This window comes from uncultured Sneathiella sp., assembly GCF_963973085.1.
GTDB lineage: Bacteria > Pseudomonadota > Alphaproteobacteria > Sneathiellales > Sneathiellaceae > Sneathiella.
In genome coordinates, this window is record NZ_CAXAXA010000007.1 from 1 (window position 1) to 22,286 (window position 22,286).

The 22,286-nt window shown below is 52.3% G+C and carries 20 protein-coding genes; 9 read left to right on the forward strand and 11 right to left on the reverse strand.

Annotated elements, in window-relative coordinates:
- Positions 1 to 119 precede the first annotated feature (119 nt).
- The 4 genes from AACZ19_RS15485 to AACZ19_RS15500 all read right to left on the reverse strand — a co-directional run bounded on the left by AACZ19_RS15485 (position 120) and on the right by AACZ19_RS15500 (position 3,373).
- A complete protein-coding gene (locus AACZ19_RS15485; RefSeq protein ID WP_339635385.1) occupies positions 120 to 656 on the reverse strand; it encodes a PAS domain-containing protein in 537 nt (178 codons plus the stop codon).
- Positions 657 to 678: 22 nt separating this feature from the next.
- Positions 679 to 1,314 (reverse strand): FecR family protein, encoded by a 636-nt coding sequence (locus AACZ19_RS15490; protein ID WP_339635386.1) that lies wholly within the window; start codon positions 1,312 to 1,314, stop codon positions 679 to 681.
- 295 nt (positions 1,315 to 1,609) lie between these two features.
- Positions 1,610 to 2,236 (reverse strand): FecR domain-containing protein, encoded by a 627-nt coding sequence (locus AACZ19_RS15495; RefSeq protein ID WP_339635387.1) that lies wholly within the window; start codon positions 2,234 to 2,236, stop codon positions 1,610 to 1,612.
- A 78-nt stretch (positions 2,237 to 2,314) separates the two neighbouring features.
- A complete protein-coding gene (locus tag AACZ19_RS15500; RefSeq protein WP_339635388.1) occupies positions 2,315 to 3,373 on the reverse strand; it encodes a carbohydrate kinase family protein in 1,059 nt (352 codons plus the stop codon).
- 146 nt (positions 3,374 to 3,519) lie between these two features.
- Here AACZ19_RS15500 and AACZ19_RS15505 point away from each other — a divergent pair, with 146 nt between their 5' ends.
- The 3 genes from AACZ19_RS15505 (at position 3,520) to AACZ19_RS15515 (ending at position 8,263) form a co-directional block, all read left to right on the forward strand.
- Positions 3,520 to 5,406 (forward strand): acyl-CoA synthetase, encoded by a 1,887-nt coding sequence (locus AACZ19_RS15505; protein ID WP_339635389.1) that lies wholly within the window; start codon positions 3,520 to 3,522, stop codon positions 5,404 to 5,406.
- Positions 5,407 to 5,460: 54 nt separating this feature from the next.
- The gene (locus AACZ19_RS15510; RefSeq protein ID WP_339635390.1) at positions 5,461 to 7,131 is read left to right on the forward strand and encodes an acyl-CoA dehydrogenase family protein; all 1,671 of its coding nucleotides are present in this window, start codon (positions 5,461 to 5,463) and stop codon (positions 7,129 to 7,131) included.
- Positions 7,132 to 7,285: 154 nt separating this feature from the next.
- Positions 7,286 to 8,263, forward strand: coding sequence for a nitronate monooxygenase family protein (locus AACZ19_RS15515; protein WP_339635391.1), 978 nt, complete (start codon positions 7,286 to 7,288; stop codon positions 8,261 to 8,263).
- Positions 8,264 to 8,306: 43 nt separating this feature from the next.
- Here the strand turns inward: AACZ19_RS15515 and AACZ19_RS15520 are convergent, their stop codons facing one another.
- Entirely contained in the window at positions 8,307 to 9,089 is a 783-nt protein-coding gene (locus AACZ19_RS15520; protein WP_339635392.1) for an enoyl-CoA hydratase/isomerase family protein, read from the reverse strand.
- Positions 9,090 to 9,183: 94 nt separating this feature from the next.
- Here AACZ19_RS15520 and AACZ19_RS15525 point away from each other — a divergent pair, with 94 nt between their 5' ends.
- The 4 genes from AACZ19_RS15525 to AACZ19_RS15540 are packed head-to-tail and all read left to right on the forward strand — an operon-like array spanning position 9,184 to position 12,898.
- Positions 9,184 to 9,693 carry a nuclear transport factor 2 family protein gene (locus AACZ19_RS15525; RefSeq protein WP_339635393.1) on the forward strand — a complete coding sequence of 170 codons (510 nt, stop codon included), beginning with the start codon at positions 9,184 to 9,186 and terminating at the stop codon, positions 9,691 to 9,693.
- A 3-nt stretch (positions 9,694 to 9,696) separates the two neighbouring features.
- Positions 9,697 to 10,941 (forward strand): MFS transporter, encoded by a 1,245-nt coding sequence (locus AACZ19_RS15530; RefSeq protein WP_339635394.1) that lies wholly within the window; start codon positions 9,697 to 9,699, stop codon positions 10,939 to 10,941.
- A 52-nt stretch (positions 10,942 to 10,993) separates the two neighbouring features.
- The gene (locus tag AACZ19_RS15535) at positions 10,994 to 11,455 is read left to right on the forward strand and encodes a MaoC family dehydratase N-terminal domain-containing protein (RefSeq protein ID WP_339635395.1); all 462 of its coding nucleotides are present in this window, start codon (positions 10,994 to 10,996) and stop codon (positions 11,453 to 11,455) included.
- Positions 11,456 to 11,482: 27 nt separating this feature from the next.
- A complete protein-coding gene (locus AACZ19_RS15540; RefSeq protein WP_339635396.1) occupies positions 11,483 to 12,898 on the forward strand; it encodes an MFS transporter in 1,416 nt (471 codons plus the stop codon).
- 8 nt (positions 12,899 to 12,906) lie between these two features.
- Here AACZ19_RS15540 and AACZ19_RS15545 read toward each other — a convergent pair whose 3' ends face one another.
- Positions 12,907 to 13,686: an SDR family NAD(P)-dependent oxidoreductase gene (locus AACZ19_RS15545; RefSeq protein WP_339635397.1), complete on the reverse strand. Its 780-nt coding sequence runs from the start codon at positions 13,684 to 13,686 to the stop codon at positions 12,907 to 12,909.
- Between the two features lie 35 nt (positions 13,687 to 13,721).
- Entirely contained in the window at positions 13,722 to 14,456 is a 735-nt protein-coding gene (locus AACZ19_RS15550) for an SDR family oxidoreductase (protein ID WP_339635398.1), read from the reverse strand.
- Positions 14,457 to 14,556: 100 nt separating this feature from the next.
- Between AACZ19_RS15550 and AACZ19_RS15555 the strand changes: the two genes are divergently transcribed.
- Entirely contained in the window at positions 14,557 to 15,471 is a 915-nt protein-coding gene (locus AACZ19_RS15555) for an HAD-IIA family hydrolase (protein ID WP_339635399.1), read from the forward strand.
- A 2-nt stretch (positions 15,472 to 15,473) separates the two neighbouring features.
- On the opposite strand, the gene AACZ19_RS15560 is transcribed toward AACZ19_RS15555, so the two are convergent.
- The 4 genes from AACZ19_RS15560 to AACZ19_RS15575 form a co-directional block, all read right to left on the reverse strand.
- Entirely contained in the window at positions 15,474 to 16,052 is a 579-nt protein-coding gene (locus AACZ19_RS15560) for an HdeD family acid-resistance protein (protein ID WP_339635400.1), read from the reverse strand.
- A 90-nt stretch (positions 16,053 to 16,142) separates the two neighbouring features.
- Positions 16,143 to 18,461, reverse strand: coding sequence for a heavy metal translocating P-type ATPase (locus AACZ19_RS15565; RefSeq protein ID WP_339635401.1), 2,319 nt, complete (start codon positions 18,459 to 18,461; stop codon positions 16,143 to 16,145).
- 148 nt (positions 18,462 to 18,609) lie between these two features.
- A complete protein-coding gene (locus tag AACZ19_RS15570; protein WP_339635402.1) occupies positions 18,610 to 19,551 on the reverse strand; it encodes a CobW family GTP-binding protein in 942 nt (313 codons plus the stop codon).
- The gene (locus tag AACZ19_RS15575) at positions 19,548 to 21,137 is read right to left on the reverse strand and encodes an amidohydrolase (RefSeq protein ID WP_339635403.1); all 1,590 of its coding nucleotides are present in this window, start codon (positions 21,135 to 21,137) and stop codon (positions 19,548 to 19,550) included. The genes AACZ19_RS15570 and AACZ19_RS15575 overlap by 4 nt, the downstream gene beginning before the upstream one ends.
- A gap of 149 nt (positions 21,138 to 21,286) precedes the next feature.
- Between AACZ19_RS15575 and AACZ19_RS15580 the strand changes: the two genes are divergently transcribed.
- Positions 21,287 to 22,258 (forward strand): LysR substrate-binding domain-containing protein, encoded by a 972-nt coding sequence (locus AACZ19_RS15580; RefSeq protein WP_339635404.1) that lies wholly within the window; start codon positions 21,287 to 21,289, stop codon positions 22,256 to 22,258.
- Positions 22,259 to 22,286 lie beyond the last annotated feature (28 nt).

The following is a 22,286-nucleotide window of genomic DNA, read 5'->3' on the forward strand; positions in this document are numbered from 1 at the left end:
CGATGTGCCGCTGCCTGCGCATCCATCCGAGCGGTTTTTACGCCTGGCTCAAGAAGGAGTTCGGGATGAGGTATCTTTTTGTGCCCCATAACATGAATGAAGGTATCGAAAAACATATTTCAGGATAGTTCTCCCGGGCCGGTATCGTGTTTTGCCTCCCAATTCAGGATATAGCTTCGTTTAGGACCGGGTAATTCTGCATCTTCAGCAGTGAAGTCCACAGCACCAAGAACTATGTCAATATTGTCTTTTTCATCGCCGAAGGGAAATAGAGCGACATCAATGGTGACCCAGGTTTTATCGACGAACTGGACCAGTTCGCGAACAGCGATCGGCGTCTTTTCTGTTACGCATTTTGTATACGCCCAAAGAATATCTTCTGTTTTATCACCATACAGCTCTTCATTGAGCCATTTTCCTGTCGAATCGCGCCCTGCAAGGTCGGTGATTCTGGTTCCAATTAGGCGATAGCGGAATCGCAAGGGGTTCTCGACGACATCGACCAGAGTTAAATAGGGTAGATAACGGACGATGGCGGCGGGATTGAATTCCGGGCGTGACGGCATTTTCCGGCTTCCGCGCAATGTCACCCAATAGTCACGAATTTTCAGCAGACTAGGTGGTGACAACGGCAGGTCTGTATAAATCCGATCCATCGCTCTCCCGAAGCGCTCAGCCCTATTTAAACGTTATTGTGGCGACGGCCGCCTGAGCTCGTCCTTCGTCCCACTTTTCTGCTTCATCCGGTGCTATATTCACGCCATCTACATCGACGCCGGTGCCGGGCGTATTAACGATCCGGCCGCCTTCCGCATTAAAGACAACAATTGTACCTTCAAACAGGAATACACCATATGTTCCCATGGACGGTCCGCCCCAGAAGTCAGTACCGCGTATGCCAATTGTGGCAAGACTGCTTTTAACTTCAAGGCGTTTTGTCTTCATATCGCTGATTTTACCAGTGATAAACCGGAACGGACCTTGAAGCACGCTCAAAATTGCAGTGCCGATACCATTTTTTGGCTCGTATAGATATTCATCAATCCCGATGCGGGCATTTTCACCGATCAGAAGTTTTGTGCCGTCATTGAACGTAATTTCAACGCGGGCATCTGATTTGGAGTTGATCTCATCATTTTCCTGAACAACTGTTCCGACTTCAAGCGGAATATCCTTGCCGTCGCGGACGATTTCAGCATCGCTTTGCAGCCGGGTAACAGTTCCGACCGCAGGATTTGCTGCAAAGGTCTGCCCGGCGATTGAAGTGGATCCGACAATCGTTAGCGAAATAACCAGAAGTATTTTCTTTAACATACCGCTCTCCTCGAAAGGGAAATTATATAATTGGTCAGGTAGGCTGATATGCCGAACCCTACATTCTACCTAAGAATACGAGCCGTTCACCGTAAAGGATCACATTATTCCAGGTAACATGGTAAAAACGAGAAAAGCCGGTTAAAAGTTTCATGCTTTTATACTTCAATTCATTCGGTCACCTTGAAGCAAGGAGGTCGCTTTGTACACGAATAAACCCTTTCTGTCGTATCTTCCCATACTAATATCGCAGAGTATTGGAACAGAGGTGTAAACAGTTACGTGAATTTATGGTCTAGAATGCGACGGCAGCAAGCGCCTCCGCTGCCCGGCCGGTACCCCAGGTTGCCACTTCACTCGGTGGCACCCCATTACTTGTCAGGTTGACGCCTGTCCCAGGGGTTGTGAGGATACGTTGACCAGCGGGATTGGTCACTGATATCGCTCCTTCAAGCAATAATACGCCGTACTGCCCACGTGACGGGCCTGCCCAGAAGTCGGTTCCGCGGACACCGATCACGCCAAAGCGGGTCTGAACCACGATCTGAGGGTCGCGGGCTTTTCCAATTTGACCGGTGATGAAGCGAAACGGTCCCTGCAAAGCCCGTAAAATTGCAATGCCAATACCAACATCCGGATCAAACATAAACTTGTCGACAACAATACGACAGTTAGAACCGATATTGAGCTTTGTTCCGTCATGAAAGGTAATCTCGACACGAGACTCTTCGCCGGATTGGATCTCATCGAATTCCTGGATATTGAAACCGGTTTCAATATTGAATTGCTGCCCGGCCCGAATAACAGAAGCTGTATTTTTCAGCCTTGTTACCGTACCAATATCGTCGGCAATTGCTTGCGACAACGCGCTTATTAAGACTAAAGCTGAGATAACAATGCTTAAAAGAAGATTTTTACCCATGACGACGGCGCTCCTATTCAGCACCGTACTATAACATTACAGGGGGCCGAACAATGAAAGATACCTGTTGTTGTGATCTCAAGCACGTAACAAATCCTGCAGTTCCTGCTTTCGCAACAAACTACTTTGAGTATCCGGAGCCGCGATAACGGACAGGGCATTGGCTGTCGCCGCTTTGAGGCAAACCTCAAGTTCCGCACCGGCGGCGGCATAGGCGGAGAAAGTGGTGGCGAAAGCATCTCCGGCACCAGCGGTATTGACCACTTCGGATTTGCCGGCCGGGTGAAATCTGATACCTTCTGACGTCCCGGCATAGGCTCCCTCTGCACCATTGGTGACCAGAACGATTTTCGGTCCGAGCTTACAGACTTCCCTCACAAAACTCTCAAAGGACCGCCCGCCGAGCCCTTTATCCAACAGCAGCGGGCCGTCACTAACCGTTTCGTCTGCAGGGAGTGGTTGTCCTTTGGGCAATAAGGTCAGCGCGAGTTGTTCAGCCTCAACAGCGTTAATCGATAAAAGGTCCACATGCGCCAACGCTTCCACAATATCCCCAGCCCAGTAGGTAATCTGGCGGATGCCCGGATTTGTTGCCACGAAAGCGCCGGCTTCCTTGGCAAGGCGCGTGATATGCGTCAGGCATGCCGCAGAGTTTCCGGACAGGCTGGCGATGTAAACCAGGTCTTTTTGTTGAAACAGAGCGCGGCTGATTTCATCAGTTGTAAGTGATGTATTCGCCCCCCGATTAGTGAATATGGTGGGGTTGCGGACATGGGACATGATCATGATGGCTTGCCCGGTCGCTAATGCATCATCCATGATCATCAAATCGGTTTCTATTTGTTCTGTCTCAAGGATTTCTTTTATTTTTGCGCCTTCAATATCCTTTCCGGTCTTTACGAAAGCGCTGGTGTGATATCCAAGGCGCGCCAGTGCAACCGCAGAGTTCGTGCCGCCGCCGCCGACGGAGGACTTGATGGAGCTTACGTCTATCTTCCGGCCTTCTTCGAGCAGAAGGAAAGATGACGTGGCGTTATGCATAGTCATGCGCTCGATGTCCTGATCCTCGACAGAGGCAATGATGTCAATTGTCGCGGAACCAATGGTAAGGGCCGTTAAATCCTTGAAGTCCTTCATGATGCCTCCGGGCGTTTTCAAAAATTGGCGAAGGTGAGCTGCCAATTTTTGATTGTGTCCTGTCTTTAATATGGCATCATGAACGATATAACGAGAGATGATCAATCATCCTCAATAAAAATAAAATACCTTGGGAGAGAAAAAGAATGGCGAATTCGCTGAAAGCCTTCAACTTACCCTTTCATTCGCTTGCGGATGTCGAGAAGTTTGAGCGGACACCGGTCGAGCAATGGGTTCCTTATCATTCCGTATATGAGGCGTTTTGCGCGACCGTTGAGCACTTCCCGGACAAGCCTGCTCTGATCGCTTTGCCTCCGGGCGATCCGATGGGAGAAGGTGTTCCAATCACGTATCGGGAGTTATTGGCCAAGGTAAACCAGACAGCCAATCTGTTTCTTTCCGCGGGCCTGAAGAAGGGAGAGACAGTTACCTACCTGCTGCCACTCTGCCCACAAGCATACTTTACGATGCTGGGCGCGGAGGCTGTGGGAACGGTCAATGCAGTCAATCCCTTGTTGGAGCCGGAACATATTCATGGCATAGCCAAGGCGGCCAACGCCACCATCCTTATTGCGACCGGACAGGCGCTTAGCCCCGAGCTTTGGGAGAAAGCCGCCTATGTTATCGAACGCATGCCTAACCTCAAGGCTGTATACGTGCTGGGGGGTGACAAGGAATGTGACGGCAAGAAAATTTTCCCGCTCGATGCAGAGACAGCAAAGCAGGACTCAGGGGCGATAAACGGTCCGCTCAATGACTCTCTGGATGATGTCATCGGCTACTATCATACAGGCGGAACGACCGGCGTGCCCAAACTTGCGCCCCATACCAATCGGATGCAGCTCTCCCAAATCGCCTCGAGCGGTTTCGGGCTGGGTTATTCTGAAAAAGACTGCCTGCTGGCCGGCTTGCCCATGTTTCATATTAGCGGTTCCATCGTCGTTGGTCTGGTGCCAATGCTGAACGGAATTACTTTGGTCATTGCCAGCCCTCAGGGATTCCGAGACCCTCTTGTTATCGGGAATTATTGGCGGCTGGTGGACAAGTATAACGTGACCGTGCTGGGCGGGGTGCCGACCATGCTATCTGCGCTATTGAATGTACCGGTTGGTGATTCAGATATCAGCACATTAAGGGCTGGGCTCACCGGTGGGTCCGCAGCGCCAGTCGAAGTCCTGAAGGCAATTAGCGAAAAGTCCGGCGTTCCCATGCTTGAAGGCTACGGGATGACGGAGGTGACTTGTTTCACCACCATGCAGCCGCAACAGGGAGAAGTGCGCTTCGGCTCTGTCGGATTGCGTTTTCCTTTTGTTGAAGTGAAAGCAGCGGACATTGATGAAAGCGGTCATATTACCCGGTTCTCCGACGTCGACGAGATCGGCGAGATTATCATGAAGGGCGTCTGCGTCACGCCCGGTTATGTGCAGGCTGAATATAATCAGAAGGCGTTCACGACCGATGGCTGGCTGCGTTCCGGCGACCTCGGGCGGATTGATGCTGATGGCTATATCTGGCTTACGGGCCGGGCAAAAGATCTGATCATTCGTGGAGGCCATAATATCGATCCTTCAATCATTGAAGAAGCGTTGCATGAACATCCGGGAGTTGAGCTTGCCGCCGCTGTGGGACGGCCCGATGCCTATGCCGGTGAAATGCCGGTGGCCTATGTGCAGTTGAAGCCGGACACAAAGGTGACGCCGGAGGAATTGAAGGTGTTTGCGCGCGAGCATATCCCGGAGCGAGCTGCGAATCCGGCGGATCTCACAATTATAAGCGAAATGCCGCTGACGGGTGTTGGTAAGATATTCAAGCCTGCGCTCCGGCACGATGCCGCCGTAAAAGTCTTCAATGCCGAACTTAAGGCGCTTGCTGCGGACGGCGTGGAAATCACGGTGACTGTTGATAATCATCCGGTGCACGGCAGCCTGGCAACTGTGTCAGTCTCGGGCGGAGATAAGGACCAATTGGGGCCGCAGATTGCGGAAAAACTCGGGCCCTACACTTTACGGCATGAAGTTGTTTGGCGAGGCTGAGATTGCGACCCATATTCTGTATCAGCTCCATAACAAGTGAGAAGGAGGTGTGCCATGAAAATCCGCAGCCCGATTTCAAACCTGCCCACCCATGAGGTGACAAATGTGCCGCCCCCCCTAGGGGATCAGGATCTCTATGGCAAGGATTTACCGTTGCAGGAAGGGCTGCGCCGGGAAGGGGCCGGATGGGCAGAACGCAATGTGATAGATTTCGCCATGAAGGCGGGTACGGAGGAAACGCTTGAATGGGCCAATCAGGCCAACCGGTATCCTCCCGAAATGAGAGCGTTTGACCGCAATGGCATGCGGATCAATCAGGTAACTTTCCATCCGGCCTATCATAATCTGATGGATCTCGCGATCGCCAATGACCTTCCGAGCTTCGCCTGGAACAACCCACGCTCCGGAAATCATGTCGCCCATGGCGCGCTTTCCTATCTTCTCAATCAGATTGAAGGCGGGGTTCTTTGTCCAATGGCAATGAGTTATGCGGTTGTACCAGCCTTGAAGGCCACACCGGAGATAGCGGACGTATGGATACCTAGGTTGTTAGCGCAGGAATACGACCTCCGGGATATTCCTGCGGAGGAGAAGAAAAGCATCACTATGGGCATGTTCATGACGGAGAAGCAGGGCGGCTCCGATGTGCGCGCCAACTCGACAAAGGCAAGACCGGAGGGCTCCAAAACCGGGCCCGGGGCTCCTTACATCCTCTCGGGGCACAAGTTTTTCTGCTCTGCCCCGATGTCGGATGCCTTCTTGTCGCTTGCCTATACGGAAAATGGGCTGAGTTGCTTCCTACTCCCGAGATGGCGTCCGGATAACACTAGAAACGGGCTCTATATCCAACGCCTGAAGGACAAAGTTGGCAATAAATCCAATGCATCGAGCGAAATGGAACTTGTCGAGGCCTGGGGCCTGATGCTCGGTGAAGAGGGAAGGGGCGTCCGCACCATCATTGAGATGGTACAGGGCACGCGTTACTACTGCGCGGTCGGATCCGCGGCCTTGATGCGGCAGGCAGTAACACAGGCGATACATCATGCAACTCACCGTTCGGCATTTCAGAAAAAACTTCTTCAGCAACCATTGATGCAGAATGTCCTTGCGGACCTGGCGCTGGAATCTGAGGCCGCGACGATCCTGTTTTTACGCCTTGGCCGTGCGATAGGCGATGCTGAGACGGATCCTGCTGAGGCGGCGCTGGCGCGCATCGGGACGGCAATCGGCAAATACTGGATCTGCAAACGTACGCCGGGACATATTTACGAAGCCATGGAGTGTCACGGCGGTCCCGGATATATCGAAGAGAGCATCCTACCGCGACTTTATCGTGAGGCGCCGGTAAACAGTATTTGGGAGGGGTCGGGCAATGTAATCTGCCTTGATGTCCTGCGTGCCCTTTACAAGGATCCCGGAGCGCTTCCTGCATTCTTTGCGGAAATTGAGCGCGCGAAAGGCGGCCATAAAAACCTTGATCTTCATATCACCCGACTGAAAGCCGAGGTCGATGAGCGGGGAAACCTCGAGGCGCGGGCCCGCCGGATCACCGAGATGATGGCACTTGCCTGGCAAGCGGCCCTGTTGGTGCAATATGCACCGTCTGCGGTTTCCGATGCCTTCTGCGTGTCACGTCTTGGTGACTACTGGTCCGGGGCCTATGGCACCTTGCCGGACGGGGTGGATTTTAACGCCATCCTGACGCGGGCAGGCGCATCCCTGTGATTATTGTGGCTATATCGGCAATTGGGAATTGCCTTTGGGCCGTTCTATCCGTTAAATACTGGGGATCAGGGATTGCCTCTTGCGACGGAATGTTGTGCCGCAGGTGATCACTTCCTATTAAAGCAAGAAGAATAACAATCAGTCGGAGGCATCCATGAAAACAAGAATAACGGAACTTTTCGGTATCGAACATCCCATCATTCAGGGAGGCATGCATTATGTGGGCTATGCAGAATTGGCGGCGGCTGTCTCCAACGCGGGCGGTTTAGGTATCATCACGGGTTTGACACAGAAAACGCCAGCAGATCTCGCCAATGAAATTGCCCGGTGCAAGGATATGACGGACAAACCCTTCGGTGTAAACTTGACATTCCTGCCGAGCTTTGCGGCACCTCCATATCCGGAATATATCGACGCTATCATCAAGGGCGGTGTCAAGATTGTGGAAACCGCCGGACGAAGCCCAGAAGCATATCTGCCGCCGATGAAAGACGCAGGTATCAAGGTCATTCACAAATGCACATCCGTGCGTCATTCGCTTAAGGCGGAGAAGATTGGCTGCGACGCGGTAAGTGTCGATGGATTTGAATGCGGGGGACATCCGGGCGAAGACGATATTCCGAACATGATCCTGTTGCCGCGTGCGGCGGAGGAATTGAAGGTGCCATTCGTCGCGTCCGGCGGTATGGGCAACGCCCAGCAACTCGTGGCAGCGCTCGCTCTTGGGGCGGATGGTATCAATATGGGCACCCGCTTTATGGTGACAAAGGAGGCCCCGGTGCATCAGAACGTGAAAGATGCCATTATTGCGGCAAGTGAGCTTGACACCAAATTGATCATGCGTCCGCTCCGTAATACGGAACGCGTATTGAATAATGAAGCCGTGGAAAGAGTTCTCGATATTGAGCGGGAAAAAGGCGCAAATACAAAGATTGAGGATATCGTCGATCTCGTCGGTGGCGTTTACCCGAAGGTCATGCAGGACGGCGACGTTGGTGTCGGAGCCTGGAGCTGCGGTATGGTTGCCGGTCTCATCCATGATAACCCGACCTGCAAGGAGCTCATTGACCGGATCATGAGCGAAGCGGAAGAGATCATCAAAGGACGTCTCAACAAATTTGCCGCAGCCTAAGAAAGTTTTATTCAGGGCTGAAAGTTCTCGCGGATTTTCAGCCCTATTTACCGGTCCAGACGGGTTTGCGTTTCTCCACAAAGGCTCTGCGAGCTTCCTTGCTGTCCTCTGACGCGAACGCAAGCGAGACGGCGTCGAGTGCGGTGCCGGGGACTGTCTTGAAATCCATGTTTTCCATACGATAAATAAGTTCGCGGGCAGCTTTCAGTCCAACGGGGGACATACTTGCGACTTTCTTCGCCAGCTTACGGCTTTCGAATGTCAATTCTTCCGGCGCAACGACACGCGTGATCATGCCTAGGCGTTCTGCTTCTACGGCGGATATCGTATCGCCTGTGTAGATCAGTTCGGCCGCTTTCATCCGGCCAATCAGCCGCTGCAGAAACCAGACATGCATGCCAGGAGGGGCCGCAAGGTTTGGAACGCCCGGATAGCCGAATTTCGCATCCGAGGAAGCGATAACCATATCGCAGGCGAAGGCGAGCGTGCAGGCACCTTCCATGGCATATCCATGAACGGAGGCCATGATGGGTTTTGACAGGGCGCGGACCTTGTCGATCATTTCGACGTAAAAGCGGGATAGAAATGCTTTCATATCGCTCGGGCCATATGTATCCAGCAGCTTTAAATCGACTCCACCTGACAGCCCTTTACCTTTGCCGGAGATAATTATAATTCTTACGTCCGGATCGGCATTCGCCTGATCAAGCGCCGCGAAATACTCGGTCGTCATTTCCGGATTGATGACATTGGCAGGAGGGTTGTCGAGAATAATGTCGGCAATCCCGTCCTCCACGGAGTAGTGGAGCAGGGAGAAGGGGGTCATTTTTGAACTCGCATTATTTTTTTTACATATTTTCTGGATTGAAAGTAAATCATAACGCATGCTAGCGGAAGAAAATCAATAAAAAGAGGCAAGAATGAAGACGCCCGAATTTCGAGAATTCCTGAAACGGTTTTCAAATGCCGCAGAATCCGGCGATGGCGGGGCCTTCGCTGCCTGTTTCACCGAAGACGGCATTTATCATGATTATGTCTACGGGGATCACCAAGGGCGGGCGGAAATCGCCGATATGATGGAAAACCAGTTTCATCGTGATGCCGGAGACGACTACCGATGGGAAATGTTCGATCCGATATGTGACGGTAATATAGCCTATGCATGGTCCCTCTCTAGCTTCACGTCAACAGTTCCGGAGTTTGCGGGACAAAAAGTCGTCATTGACGGAATGAGCCGATTTGAGCTCCGGGATGGTTTGATTGCGGATTACAGGGAAGCGGTCAATGGCGGGGTTGCCATGGCGCAGCTTGGTGTCCAGCCTGAACGGATGGCCAAGGTATGCGCCAAATGGGCACGCATGTTGATTGAGCAACCTGAAACTCGGGAATACCTTGCCCGGTCTAAAGGGTCCCGGAAAGACGGACTGTAAAAGATGACCTCATCAACCGGTAGGGACAGCACGCCGGGGAGCGGGAGTTTGGCAGTGGGTATCCCCTATGGACCGCTCATTCTGACGTTGGCGATGCAAACCCTTGCGACGATGGCTGCCTTTTCCGCGCCGACCCTTGCCCCGAAAATTGCCGAAGATCTCGGGGTGGACGGTCATCTCATTGGCTTTTTCGTCTCGACTGTTTATGGCATAGGTATTTTCTCCGCGCTTCTCTCCCCTGACTTTATTCAGAAATTCGGGGCGGTTCGGGTGGGACAGTTTGTCATGCTCGGCGTCATCGCCATGCTCGCGATCGCGGGCTCCGGCGGGCTGTATGCCCTGGCATTCTGTGCGGTAGTTCTGGGTGTCGGGTATGGTGCGACGGCTCCGGTTTCCACCCATCTTCTCATCCCGCGTACGAAACCCAGCGTTCTCAATCTGGTCTTCTCGATCCGTCAGATAGGAGTGCCGCTTGGAGGAGTGCTCGGGGCATTGATTCTACCTTTTCTGGCCGTGGAATTCGGTTGGCGAATTGCCTTCTGGGCGCAACTTGTTCCGGCGGCGTTGCTGCTTCTTTGGTTTCAGTATTACCGCAATAGCTGGGACGCTGGGAGGAACCGGGCGCACCGACTCTTCAAGGGAGAGCTTTTGCGGCCGTTTTATCTTCTCCGTGATAACCACTTGATGCGGCTGCTTGCGATCGCCAGTTTCTCTTACGCGGGTATCCAACTCTGTTTTATAGGTTTCATGGCGCTGCATCTGACGGAAATGACCGGTCTCAACCTGATTGCCGCGGGACAGGTCCTCGCCCTTTACCAGATCGCAGGGGTTGCCAGCCGACCGCTCTGGGGATGGATCGCCGACAGATATATAACATCAATACGTCTATTGGGGGTATTGGGACTGGTTATGGGGATGGCGGCAATCGCTGCCGGACAGCTATCAGATAGCTGGTCGATTTGGTCTGTTCTGCTGGTTGCTATAGTGGCTGGCGCAACTGCAAGCGGCTATACAGGCATCGCTTATGGAGCGTTTGCCGCTTTCAGTGGTAAATACAGGACGGAGGCAACGGCGCTGGGATCGGGCGCCATGTTTGCCGGTGTGCTGATCATGCCGACCGTCTTTGGCCTAATCGTCGGTGATGCGGCTCACTATTGGCAGGCATATGGCGTGATGGCACTGATTGCTGCGGCTAGCGGAGCCTGGCTGATGACGGCAAAAGTTCCAGTTGGAGCCACATCGGACTGAGCGTTAGTCAATATAAGTGTGGCGTAATTATAAAAGAAAAAGGGAGAGATATATGGAAACTGTTGGATTGGGCCTGCATTTTGAAGAATTACCAATGGGCAGGCAGTTTAAAACGATCGGACGCACAATTACCGAATCCGATATTGTTAATTTCATTAATTGTACCGGTATGACAGAGGTGCTCTTCATAGATCTGGAATATTTGGAGAAACATTCGGATATTCGAGGTCGGGTCGCGCCCGGGGCGCTCGGTTACACAATTGCGGAGGGGTTACTTGTTCAATCAACGATGCAACATACAGGACTTGCGTTTCTGAATATGGAACTGGATGTACGTGCGCCGGTATTCGCAGGAGATACTATTCATGTTGAATGCGAAGTGATTGAATCGCGGCTTACGTCCAAGGGAACGCGAGGGCTGGTTCGCACACGGAACAAGATTATCAATCAAAACGGGCAAGTTGTTATTGAGTATACACCACTTCGCATGATTAAATGTCGCGACGTCGACTGAAGGCGGCTAACCATTTGGGGGGGGGCGATGGCAGCAAAGGAGAAACTGACAACAGCGCAGGTTGGCGGCCTCGCCGCCTTGCTGATAGGAACATTGGTCATTACCAATGATTTTACGGCTCTTAATGTCGCTCTGCCGGCAATCGAGAATGCTTTCAAGGTCGATATTACCACGGCGCAATGGGTGATCAGCGGATATGCACTTGTATTCGGCGTGTTTCTTGTCACTGCGGGACGTCTCGCGGACATGTTCGGCCGCCGTCGCATCTTTTTTATCGGCATGGCAATCTTCTGCTTTTTCTCATTGATTGGCGGGCTTGCAGAGGATGCCTGGGTGCTCGTGGGGGCGCGGGCGGCAATGGGAATTGGCGGTGCAATGATCTGGCCGTCGCTGATCGGTATGATCTATGGCATTTTGCCTGAACAAAGAGCCGCACTTGCCGGTGGACTGCTGATGGGCGTGAGTGGTATTGGCAACGGTATGGGGCCTTTGCTTGGCGGTGTATTCGTGGAATATTTAAGCTGGCGCTGGATATTCTTTATCAATATTCCTGTCTCGATCATCGCCGTCGCGACAATCTATTTTACTATTCCAAAGGACAGAGATGATGAAGAGACAGAACGGATTGACTATCCGGGGATCGTTACGTTGTCGCTTGGCTTGTTCGGGTTGATGTTCATGCTCGATATCGGATCGGACCTCGGCTGGCTCAGCCCGACCGTTATCTCTCTTTTTGGGGCGGCCGTCGTGCTTCTCGCCATTTTTCTCTATATTGAACGCCAGTGGGGAGTGGATGCCCTCATCCCAAAAGATATTATCGCAAACCGAGAGTTCCGGGCTGCGAATATTATTGTCCAGATGGTCGCAGCCATATATTTCGGGTCACTCCTGTATCTGCCGCAATTCATGGTGAAGGAACTAGGTTTTTCTGCGGCTGAAGCGGGAGCCGGCCTCTTGCCCGTTCTGGGTATGTTTGCGGTTTCTTCATTTTTAGCCGCGCCTCTATATGATCGGCTTGGATCGAAAATGGTGATAACGCTTGGCTTGCTATGTCTCGCAGTAGGAATTTATATTTTATCCTGGCTGACAGCATCAACTAGCTTCTTGGCATTGATGCCCGGAATGGTAATCGTCGGGATGGGGCTGGGTCTTTTCTATTCTTCGATAACGACGGCAGCTATTACTTCTGTTGATGAAAATCGAAGTAGTTTAGCAAGTGCCATTGTTTTCATGGTCCAGAATGCAGGGGGTGCTGTCGGCCTTGGGCTAACGACAGCTATTGTAGTGACGGCGACGACATTGTCACATGGAATAGAACGCGCCTTTACGGTCAACGCCATCGTGGCAGTGGTGGCTGTATTTATAAGTTTGTTATATGTGGCCGGCCCGCTTACCCGCGAAAATCTCTTCCCACAACGCCGGACGGATGAGAATGACGAATAAGACAGTGGTCAGGCGTTCTTGATCGTAAGACCTGCATCAACAGGCAGTGCCACGCCGTTGATGTAGGAAGATGCGGGCAAGACAAGACTTAGCGTCGCATGAGCGACTTCTTCAGGCTCGCCATATCGTTTCAAGGGAATGCGGCGGCGTGAGAAAATCTCCTTGTGCTCATCCTTGATACGCGCCGTTATGCCCGTATGGATTGCTCCCGGACAGATGCAGTTGACGGTAATGCCGTACTTCGGGAGCTCGACGGCAAGTGAGCGAGTAAGGCCGATGACGCCATGCTTTGCCGAGGTATAGGGCGCAATCCCGGGTGTTGCGCCGAGGCCCTCTGTGGACGCTATATTGACAATTCGGCCAGCGCCGGAAACTTTCAGATGAGGCAGCGCTGTACGGATGAGCCGGACATGTGCCGTGAGTAATCCATCCAGATGCCGCTGCCAATTTTCTTCGAACGCGTCGTCTTCAACGGACATATGGCCGGAGAAGCCCGCATTGTTGATCAGGATATCAAGCCTACCAAAATGAGCGGCGATTGCCGATACAACAGATTGAATCTGCGCTTTATCGGTTACATCCAGAACCCAGCCTTCAGCGGAACCACCTGCGTTGCGGATTTCCTCAACAACCTTGCTCACACCTTCTTCTGTCAGGTCGGTTACGGCGACATTCGCGCCTTCGTCAGCAAAAAGATGGGCCGTGGCCCGTCCCATTCCACTCGCCGCTCCTGTTATCAAGGCTGTCTTGCCAGCAATTGACCGACTTAACTTTGACAGTTTTGTCATCTGCTTTCCTTATTTAAATCTGCTTTTTACAAATTCTATAGAATGAGGCCACCATCGACAACGATCGTCTGCCCGACAACGTAACTCGCGAGCGGCGAGACTAGGTAAAGGACGGCGCCAGCGATATCGTCCGGCGTACCAAGCCGCCCTTGTGGTATGGTCGCAATTGCCGCATCCCGTCGCTTCGGGTTTTCCGTCGTTACCTTGGTCAGTTTGGTATCGACAAGTCCGGGAGCGACGCCATTTACACGGATACCTTCCCCCGCCCAGGCCTGACCGAGCGTCCGGGTCAAACCAAGCGCCCCGGTTTTGGATGCGTTATACGCCGGGTTCCCTTTGGTCGCGTGATAGCCCGCAGTTGAGCTGATAATGACCATGGATCCATGAGATTGTGCCAGCATGTCATGAAATTTTGCCGCGCAGGCCATCAGACTGTTCAAGTTGATATCCATGACCTTCTTCCATCCGGGCATCTCGAACTCACCGCGGCTATACACGACCGTTCCTTGCGACAGGACCAGAATATCCAGTTTGTCGAAGGTTGGTGTGTAGTCGTTAATTGCCTGGAAATCACTGACATCGATCTGTCCGTACTGAAGCCCGTTCAGGTCCGAGCCTTCGACGCTGTCGTAATCTCTGGCGCTTTTGCGGGTGCCCCAGACATGAACCTCTGCCCCACGGTCCTTAAGCGCATGGGCGATACCATTGCCGATCCCGCTTGAACCACCAACTACGAGTGCTGTTTTCCCTGAAAAATCAAGATCACTCACCGGCACCTCCTTCTTTTTTTTTCAAACTTTACGGCGTATAATGCGACAGAGTAAAGCATAACTTCTGTCCCTGTTCGACATGCGAAGGAAACTATGAGAGATGCCAGCTCCCACCGTCACATCTGCGGAAATATTCGAGCGTTACGAGGAGATCCGGTTGCGACTTCCCGCGGCCAAGTTTCCACATCGCAGTCAGTTTATTGACAATCTAGGTGCAATTACAGATAAAATAGATGTCTTTCTTCTTGATGCGTTCGGTGTGCTGAATGTGGGAGAACAAGTCATACCAGGGGCTGTCGAACGGCTAGAAATGCTCGCAGACCAAGGAAAGCAGATTTTCGTGCTGACAAACGGTGCGACATATAACAGCAATCAGGCATATCAGAAATATCGTAAGTTCGGTTTCAGTCTGAAACAACGTCAGGTGATTTCCAGTCGCGATGAAGCTCTTTTGGCTTTGAATGACATCCCGGATCATTTTACATGGGGTGTTGCCGCGACGGATTATTCAGCTATTGAAGAGTTGCCCAACCGAACCAGATTGCTGGCTGACGATCCGCAGGCATATGACGCGGTGGATGGATTTCTTTTTTTGAGTTCAGCCCAATGGACGGATAAACGGCAGCAGTTGTTGACGGAGGCCCTTCAGCGCCATCCACGACCGTTTCTTGTGGGTAATCCCGATCTTGTTGCCCCGCGGGAAGAGGGTTTGACACTTGAACCTGGCTATTTCGCTCATGCGATTGCCGATGAAACAGGGATCGAGCCAGTTTTTTACGGCAAACCATATGCCGCAGTATTTGAGCGCGCGCTACGGGCGGTCGATTTGACCGGTGTTGATCGATCCCGGATAGCCATGGTTGGCGATACATTGCATACTGACATCCTTGGTGGCGCGGCTGCAGGTCTGCGCACTGTATTGGTAACAGATCATGGACTGCTCAAAGGAATGAACGCGTCAGACTTAATACAACGCTCGGGGATCGTTCCGGATTTTATCGCGGCGACAACCTAAATTTAGCTGTCGGGTTTGGCGGCGATCGCGTTGGAAATCAACGCCACGCCGACAAAGAGCATATTGATGCCGACCAGCAACCCGATAGCCCAACTCGCTGTATCCGGCCAACCGCGCATGATTAAGTATGCAAGGAACAGGTCAATTATGCCGCTGACCATAGTCCAGCCCCAGCTTCGGACATGCTTTCGAAATTGAAGGGCGATGAGGATGGAGAAAACACCTTGAAAGATGAAAAGGGCGACAAGAACCATCGTCAGGGTCAGAACGCCTTCTGCTGGCTTTGCGATCAACAGGACACCGAGGACAATCGCAAGAAGAGCCCCCAGAACCGACAAGATGGTTCCCGGAAGACTACGCGAGCGGAAAAGTGTTATCCCCCGGATAATACCTGCCATGATCAGGATCCAGCCAATGAAAATGTCAATTGCCAGTGTCGCAATTTGCGGCACTACAATCGCTCCCACGCCCAGAAGGCTGATGATAACCCCTTGAAACAGGAATAATTTCCAGTGTTTGGCGAGTTCTGTCGCCATCATACGCTGCAATTCTTCTAGCTTTGGCGGAACATTTTCACTCATTTTAACCCTCTTGACTCGGTATGCTTCCCTGCTCGCACTATAGGGGCTTGAAGGGGTAAATCAAGTCAGGAATTCGCGCTCTGGTCGTCCCTAACCCAGCTTTATGGTGCGTAATTGGAGGGCGTTCGAGATAACTGAGACGGACGACAGGCTCATGGCAGCCGCAGCTATCATCGGCGATAGAAGCGTTCCGGTGAAAGGGTAAAGAATGCCCGCTGCGATGGGAATGCCAGCACCATTATAGGCAAAGGCAAAAAACAGGTTCTGCTTGATATTGCGAATGGTTCCCGTTGCAAGTTTTCTTGCCCGGACAATACCGTTAAGATCACCCTTGACCAGCGTAACACCGGCGCTTTCAACGGCAACGTCTGCGCCTGTTCCCATGGCAATACCAACATCGGCTGCCGCAAGGGCGGGAGCGTCGTTGACGCCATCCCCAGCCATCGCTATTTGATGGCCATTCTCGCGTAGCTCCTCTATCAGGGCTTTCTTATCGGCGGGGAGAACATCGGCTTTTACATCATCAATGCCAAGACGGCGGGCAACGGCTTTCGCCGTGCGTTCATTGTCGCCAGTGGCCATAATGATCTTGATGCCCAACTTGTGCAGGGCTTTGATAGCTTCCTGCGTCGTTTCCTTGATCGGATCCGCCACCGCGACTATCCCGGAAAGTTCGTCTCCATGCGCAATATACATGACCGTTTTCCCGTCATTCTGCATATCTGCCGCCTGGGACTCCAGTTTTGAAATATCGATACTGAGATGTTCCATCATTGCCCGATTTCCAAGGGCGACAGCCTTATTCATGACTTGTCCCTGCACGCCTTTACCGGTTACAGCATCAAAGTCCGTCGCCTCTGGAATTCTTAATTCCCGTGCTTGAGCCCCGGCGACAATCGCTTCGGCAAGAGGGTGCTCAGATCCTTTTTCGAGGGCGGCCGCCAATGTGAGAAGTTCGTCTTCTCCGCCATCGGAAAGGGCAATGACATCGGTGAGCTTCGGTTTCCCTTCTGTCAGTGTGCCGGTTTTATCCACCACGAGAATATCGACAGCTGCGAAACGTTCGAGCGCTTCCGCATCCCGTATGAGTACCCCCGCCATGGCGCCACGCCCGGTCGCTGTCATGATCGACATGGGAGTTGCGAGCCCGAGGGCGCATGGGCAGGCGATTATCAATACGGAAACCGCCGCAACAATCGCATGAATCATTGCGGGCGACGGGCCAAATGCGGCCCAGAGACCAAACGCCAGGATAGCTATTATTACGACGGCCGGGACAAACCAGGCGGCTACCTTGTCAGCCAATCCCTGTATGGGCGCGCGGGACCGTTGGGCAGAGGCGACCATCTCGACTATTTTCGAAAGCGTGGTATCGGCACCGACAAGTTCCGCCTGCATGATCAGAGAGCCATTGCGGTTTAAGGTTCCTCCCGTCAGCTTGTCGCCATCCGTTTTCTCGACGGGGACCGGCTCTCCACTGATCATGCTTTCATCGACCGACGAACGCCCATCCAGAACGATACCGTCAACTGGTACGCTGTCTCCGGGGCGGACGCGGAGTTTGTCGCCTTTGAGAATATTTTCGAGCGGGACGTCCTTCTCTGTCCCGTCAGGATTAATTCGACGGGCGGTTTTTGGCGCGAGATCAAGCAACGCCTTGATCGCAGAACCTGTTTGTTCGCGGGCGCGAAGTTCAAGCACCTGTCCGAGAAAGACAAGCGCAATGATGACGGCTGCAGCCTCATAGTAAACCGGAACTGTTCCCGCGTCAGTCTGGAACGACGGGGGGAAGCTTCCCGGAAATAATGTTGCAACAACACTGAAACCATAGGCCGCCAGGACGCCCAGCGAAATCAGTGTCCACATATTCGGGCTGCGATTGAGGATGGAGGACCATCCGCGTTTAAAGAAGGGGAAAGCGGCCCATAGAACAACAGGGCTCGCCAGAACTAACTGTATCCAGGTGAAAAGCTGTGCGCCGATCCAGTCCTCGAACGGCAAACCGACCATTTCCCCCATTGTCAGGATCAAGAGCGGCAAGGCAAGGGCTGTGCTTACCCAGAAGCGGCGGGTAAAATCAACCAGTTCCTCATTTGGCCCCTCGTCTCCAGAGGGAATACCCATGGGTTCCAACGCCATGCCGCATTTGGGGCAATCGCCCGGATGATCCTGTACGATCTCCGGATGCATGGGGCAGGTATATTGCGTGCCCTTGGCAGCAGATTTCTGTTGTTTCTTGTGATTGCCGCTGAGATAGAAGTAAGGATCCCGTTCGAATTTGTCGTGGCATTTTTGCGAGCAGAAATGATATGTTTCGCCCTCATATGCGTAGCTCGGCTTGCCGGCATGTTGATCGACTGACATGCCGCAAACCGGATCGGTCGCCATTTGTTCACCGTTGGGCGTCATGGTATTTTCCCGCTGTTATCCAACCAGATATCCTGATTGTAGTTGGCGTATTCTCGATAAGTTATGTACTGAAGTATTGGGGCACATACAAGCGGGCGCGACAATTCGCCCAACAAATAGTTAGCGACTATTACCTGTATGCCAATAACTATTCAAGGGAATCAAAAGCCTCGTTCATGATTTCCCTGAGTTTTGAATTGCTGAGCCCGATGGCGACAAATCCAGTTCTTCCTGAGACATCACCGTATGTGGTCAGGAGGGCGAAATCAATATATGAACCGACTTTATGAACGGTCCAGAGCTGGTCATCGTCCAAAGATTTGAATATGCCCTTCAGCCGCAAGACGGAGGACGGGAGCGTCTCCAATATCTCGCGCAATTCCGTCTTGTCGATTGCACTCTCTGTTTCAAAGGACCAACGGGAAAAGTCCGACTCGTGGCTATGGGTATTTACGCCCTCTTCCGTCGGGGCACTATCGGGTTGGGGGCTATCGTTTCCAAAAAATATGTCTGCCGGAAGAACGCCATTTGAAATTGCTAGAATTGGCGCGGATGCGTTAATTTCGACCAGCGTTTCTTTGTGCCGTTCAATATCGCCAGTGCCAACCAGATCGCATTTATTCAAAAGGAGCAAATGAGCAGTGAGTATTTGATTGTTGAGTATTCCCGAGAGTCTCTGATCTGAACGGGTATCCTCAATATTGCTCGCATCGATGACGGTGACGATGCCGTTCAGGACAAGGTCCGGCTCCGCTCGGGCAAAGTTGGCAATCCGTTTCGGTTCGGCGACCCCGCTTGCTTCAATGAGCAGATGGTCCGGCGGGGGGGTAAAATCGAGTGCGGCGGAAAAGGCGGCGAACAGGTCTCCCCCCATAGAACAACAGGCGCAGCCGTTGGCAAGGGTCAGGATATTCTCTTCCCTGGTGGCAATCAGTTCCTCATCAATGGGGAGCTCGCCGAAATCATTCACCAGAACCATAATCTTCCGGCCACCTGGATGCCGGAGCAGATGATTGACAAGGGTCGTTTTACCTGCCCCCAGAAAGCCGGCAAGCACGGTCATTGGAAGCGGCTTTTCACGGGTCTTCATGGAATCTTGTGCTTTTCCCCGGCCAGAACCGTTCCCCAGATGCCGACATCCTTGAGCTTGTCCGCACCGATCGTCTCCGGATCATCCTCCAGGATCGCGAAGTCAGCCCATTTTCCAACCTCGATTGAGCCAACCTCATGATCCATTTGTAAGGTGGCCGCAGCTCCGAGCGTAATCGCTTCCAGCGCTTCGGCGACCGTGATTTTCTCATACTCGCCGAGTGTCCTTCCGCTTTCCGTTAACCGGTTGACGGCGCACCACGCGGTAAAGAGCGGCGCCATGGGCGTTACCGGAGCATCGGAGTGGATAGTGAAAGTGACGCCATAATCTATTGCGGACTGACAGGCATCCATGCGAAGGGCCCGATCTGGTCCCATTGTGAGTTCATAATGCTTGTCGCCGAAATAATAGAGATGGTTCGCGAACAGATTGGCAGCGACACCCAGGCGCTTCATTTTGCGAAACTGCGCCCGGTCGGCCATCTGGCAATGTTGCAGAACATGAAGCAAATCGGGCCTGTTATTCTGTATCTTGGCCAGTTCCAGCGCATCCAAGGCGACTTCGATCGCTTCATCACCATTTGTGTGAATATGCATCTGGACACCAGCGTCATTCAGTATCGCGACAAGGCCATTCAACTGTTCAGGAGCAATATTCCAGATCCCGTTTGGAGCGCCATTATAATGATAGGGCCACCGAAGTCGCGCCGTAAATCCCTGAATAGAGCCATCCGTGACAATCTTCACCGACCCGAGACGGAGCTTGTCCGTGCATTTTTTCTTGAGTTCCAGGGCGCGTGCACTGGTTTCTTCCGCCGGTTGCGCAAGTCCGTTTAGGAGCGACATAAGGCGAATGGGATAATCCGATCCATTCGTAATATCGGTCATTTCAGCAACGTCTTCGTCCGGCAGGTCATTGATCAGATCAGCTGCTGTCGTCACGCCGACCCGGTTGCAGACTTTTCCAAAATCAATGACACTCTCTCTGGAGCGGCCAACTTCCCTGAAGTTTATACCGAGCCGTCGCATAATCGGGAACATGGCGGCCATTTCCTGCAACTCGCCATTCGGAGTGCCGTCAGATCCGATTGAAATCCCCTCAATCTCCATGTCCGCGACATAGTTCGCAAGGCTGAGGGACGCGGAATTTACGGTCATCAAGTGAAAGTTGGAATGCATCACGGCAATGGGTCGGGAATTGCTAACGGAGTCCAGATCCGTCTTGTCCAAGCGCCTGTCCATCAGAAAGATCGGATCAAAGCCCCAGGCAACGAGCGGCTCATCCGGACCGAGCGTTGATTCAGCCTCAGCCAGCCGCGCTTTAACATCTTCCAACGTTTTTACGCCAGGCCATTCATTGCCATCCGGATCTATCCGGTCCTGATAGCCCACATATACGAACTTCCAGATTCCCCCCGCCATCAAATGGCAATGTCCCTCAACAAGACCGGGCATAATCACCTTGGTACTAAAGCTGTCATCGAGAGTGTAATCACCCCACCCCTTAATCTCGTCAATAGTGCCGGTGGCGATAATCTTGCCTTCGCATACGGCGACATGGGTGACCGTCGGACGGGCTGGGTTCATAGTGATAATTTTTTTAGCGCTAAATACAGTAATTGCCGACAATATCAGTCCCTCTTGCGTTCGTTTTTGGTGGACAGAGTGTAAGCCCCTCTTTAACCTCTGAAAAATAGTTTATTCCGGGGTTATTCTTGTAAAAACCAGAGGAATCGATGCGCTATACCTTAAAGCAACTGACCTATATCGATGTGGCGGCGCGCCACAAATCCATCACAGGAGCCGCAAAAGCCCTCAATATTTCAGCTTCATCCATTTCGTCGGCTATTGATGCCATTGAAATACAGACAAACAAGAAGCTCTTCACACGTTTACCCTCAAAAGGAATCAGCGTAACGCAGTTTGGTCATGTATTCCTGTCTAACTCCCGACAACTCCTGAAAGCGCATCTCACGTTTGAAGAGGCGGTGGACGAACAGGCAAAGGCGATTAAGGGGGCGGTTCGGATGGGCTGCTTTACGCCCGCGGCACCGATTATCCTGCCTCTCATCACGAAGTCTGTCGCGGATAATCATCCGGGGATTTCCATTCATCTGACAGAAGGCGATATCGCTCAGAATATGCGGCATGTTGTCGACAGCAAGATTGATCTGGCAATAGGTGTTAGCGCGAATCTCGCCATGAATATTGACTTTGTGCCGTTGTTTGTTGCGCCGCCTCATATTGTTCTGCCTCATGATCATCCGCTTGCAGATCGCAGCATCCTGTCACTGAAAGATGTTTGCAATGAACCTATGGTACTGCTCGATCTAGATGAAACTCGGGATTATATGTTTGGTCTGTTCAATCAGGATGACCTGACACCCAGGGTTGCTTATTCATCCCAATCTTCTGAAATGGTCCGTAGTATGGTCGCGGCTGGATTAGGTTATTCAATATTTAATCTCAGGTCATTGCAGAAGCAGCAATATACGGTTGGCGACTTGGTGCGAATTCCACTTACTCCGGGCTACCGTGCTGTCGAATATGGAATCATTCATCGTAATGATGCCCATTTGAGCAAGGTGGATAATGTTGTGATTAATACCTGTATCCGGCTGCGCGATAGTGGGGCCTTCAATCGAGCCGTTTTGCCTGAAGGGCGGGTCATTGCGGATTGTCGAAAAAATGTATTAATAACAGCATAAAAATATATTTTACGAATGAAGGTCCCTG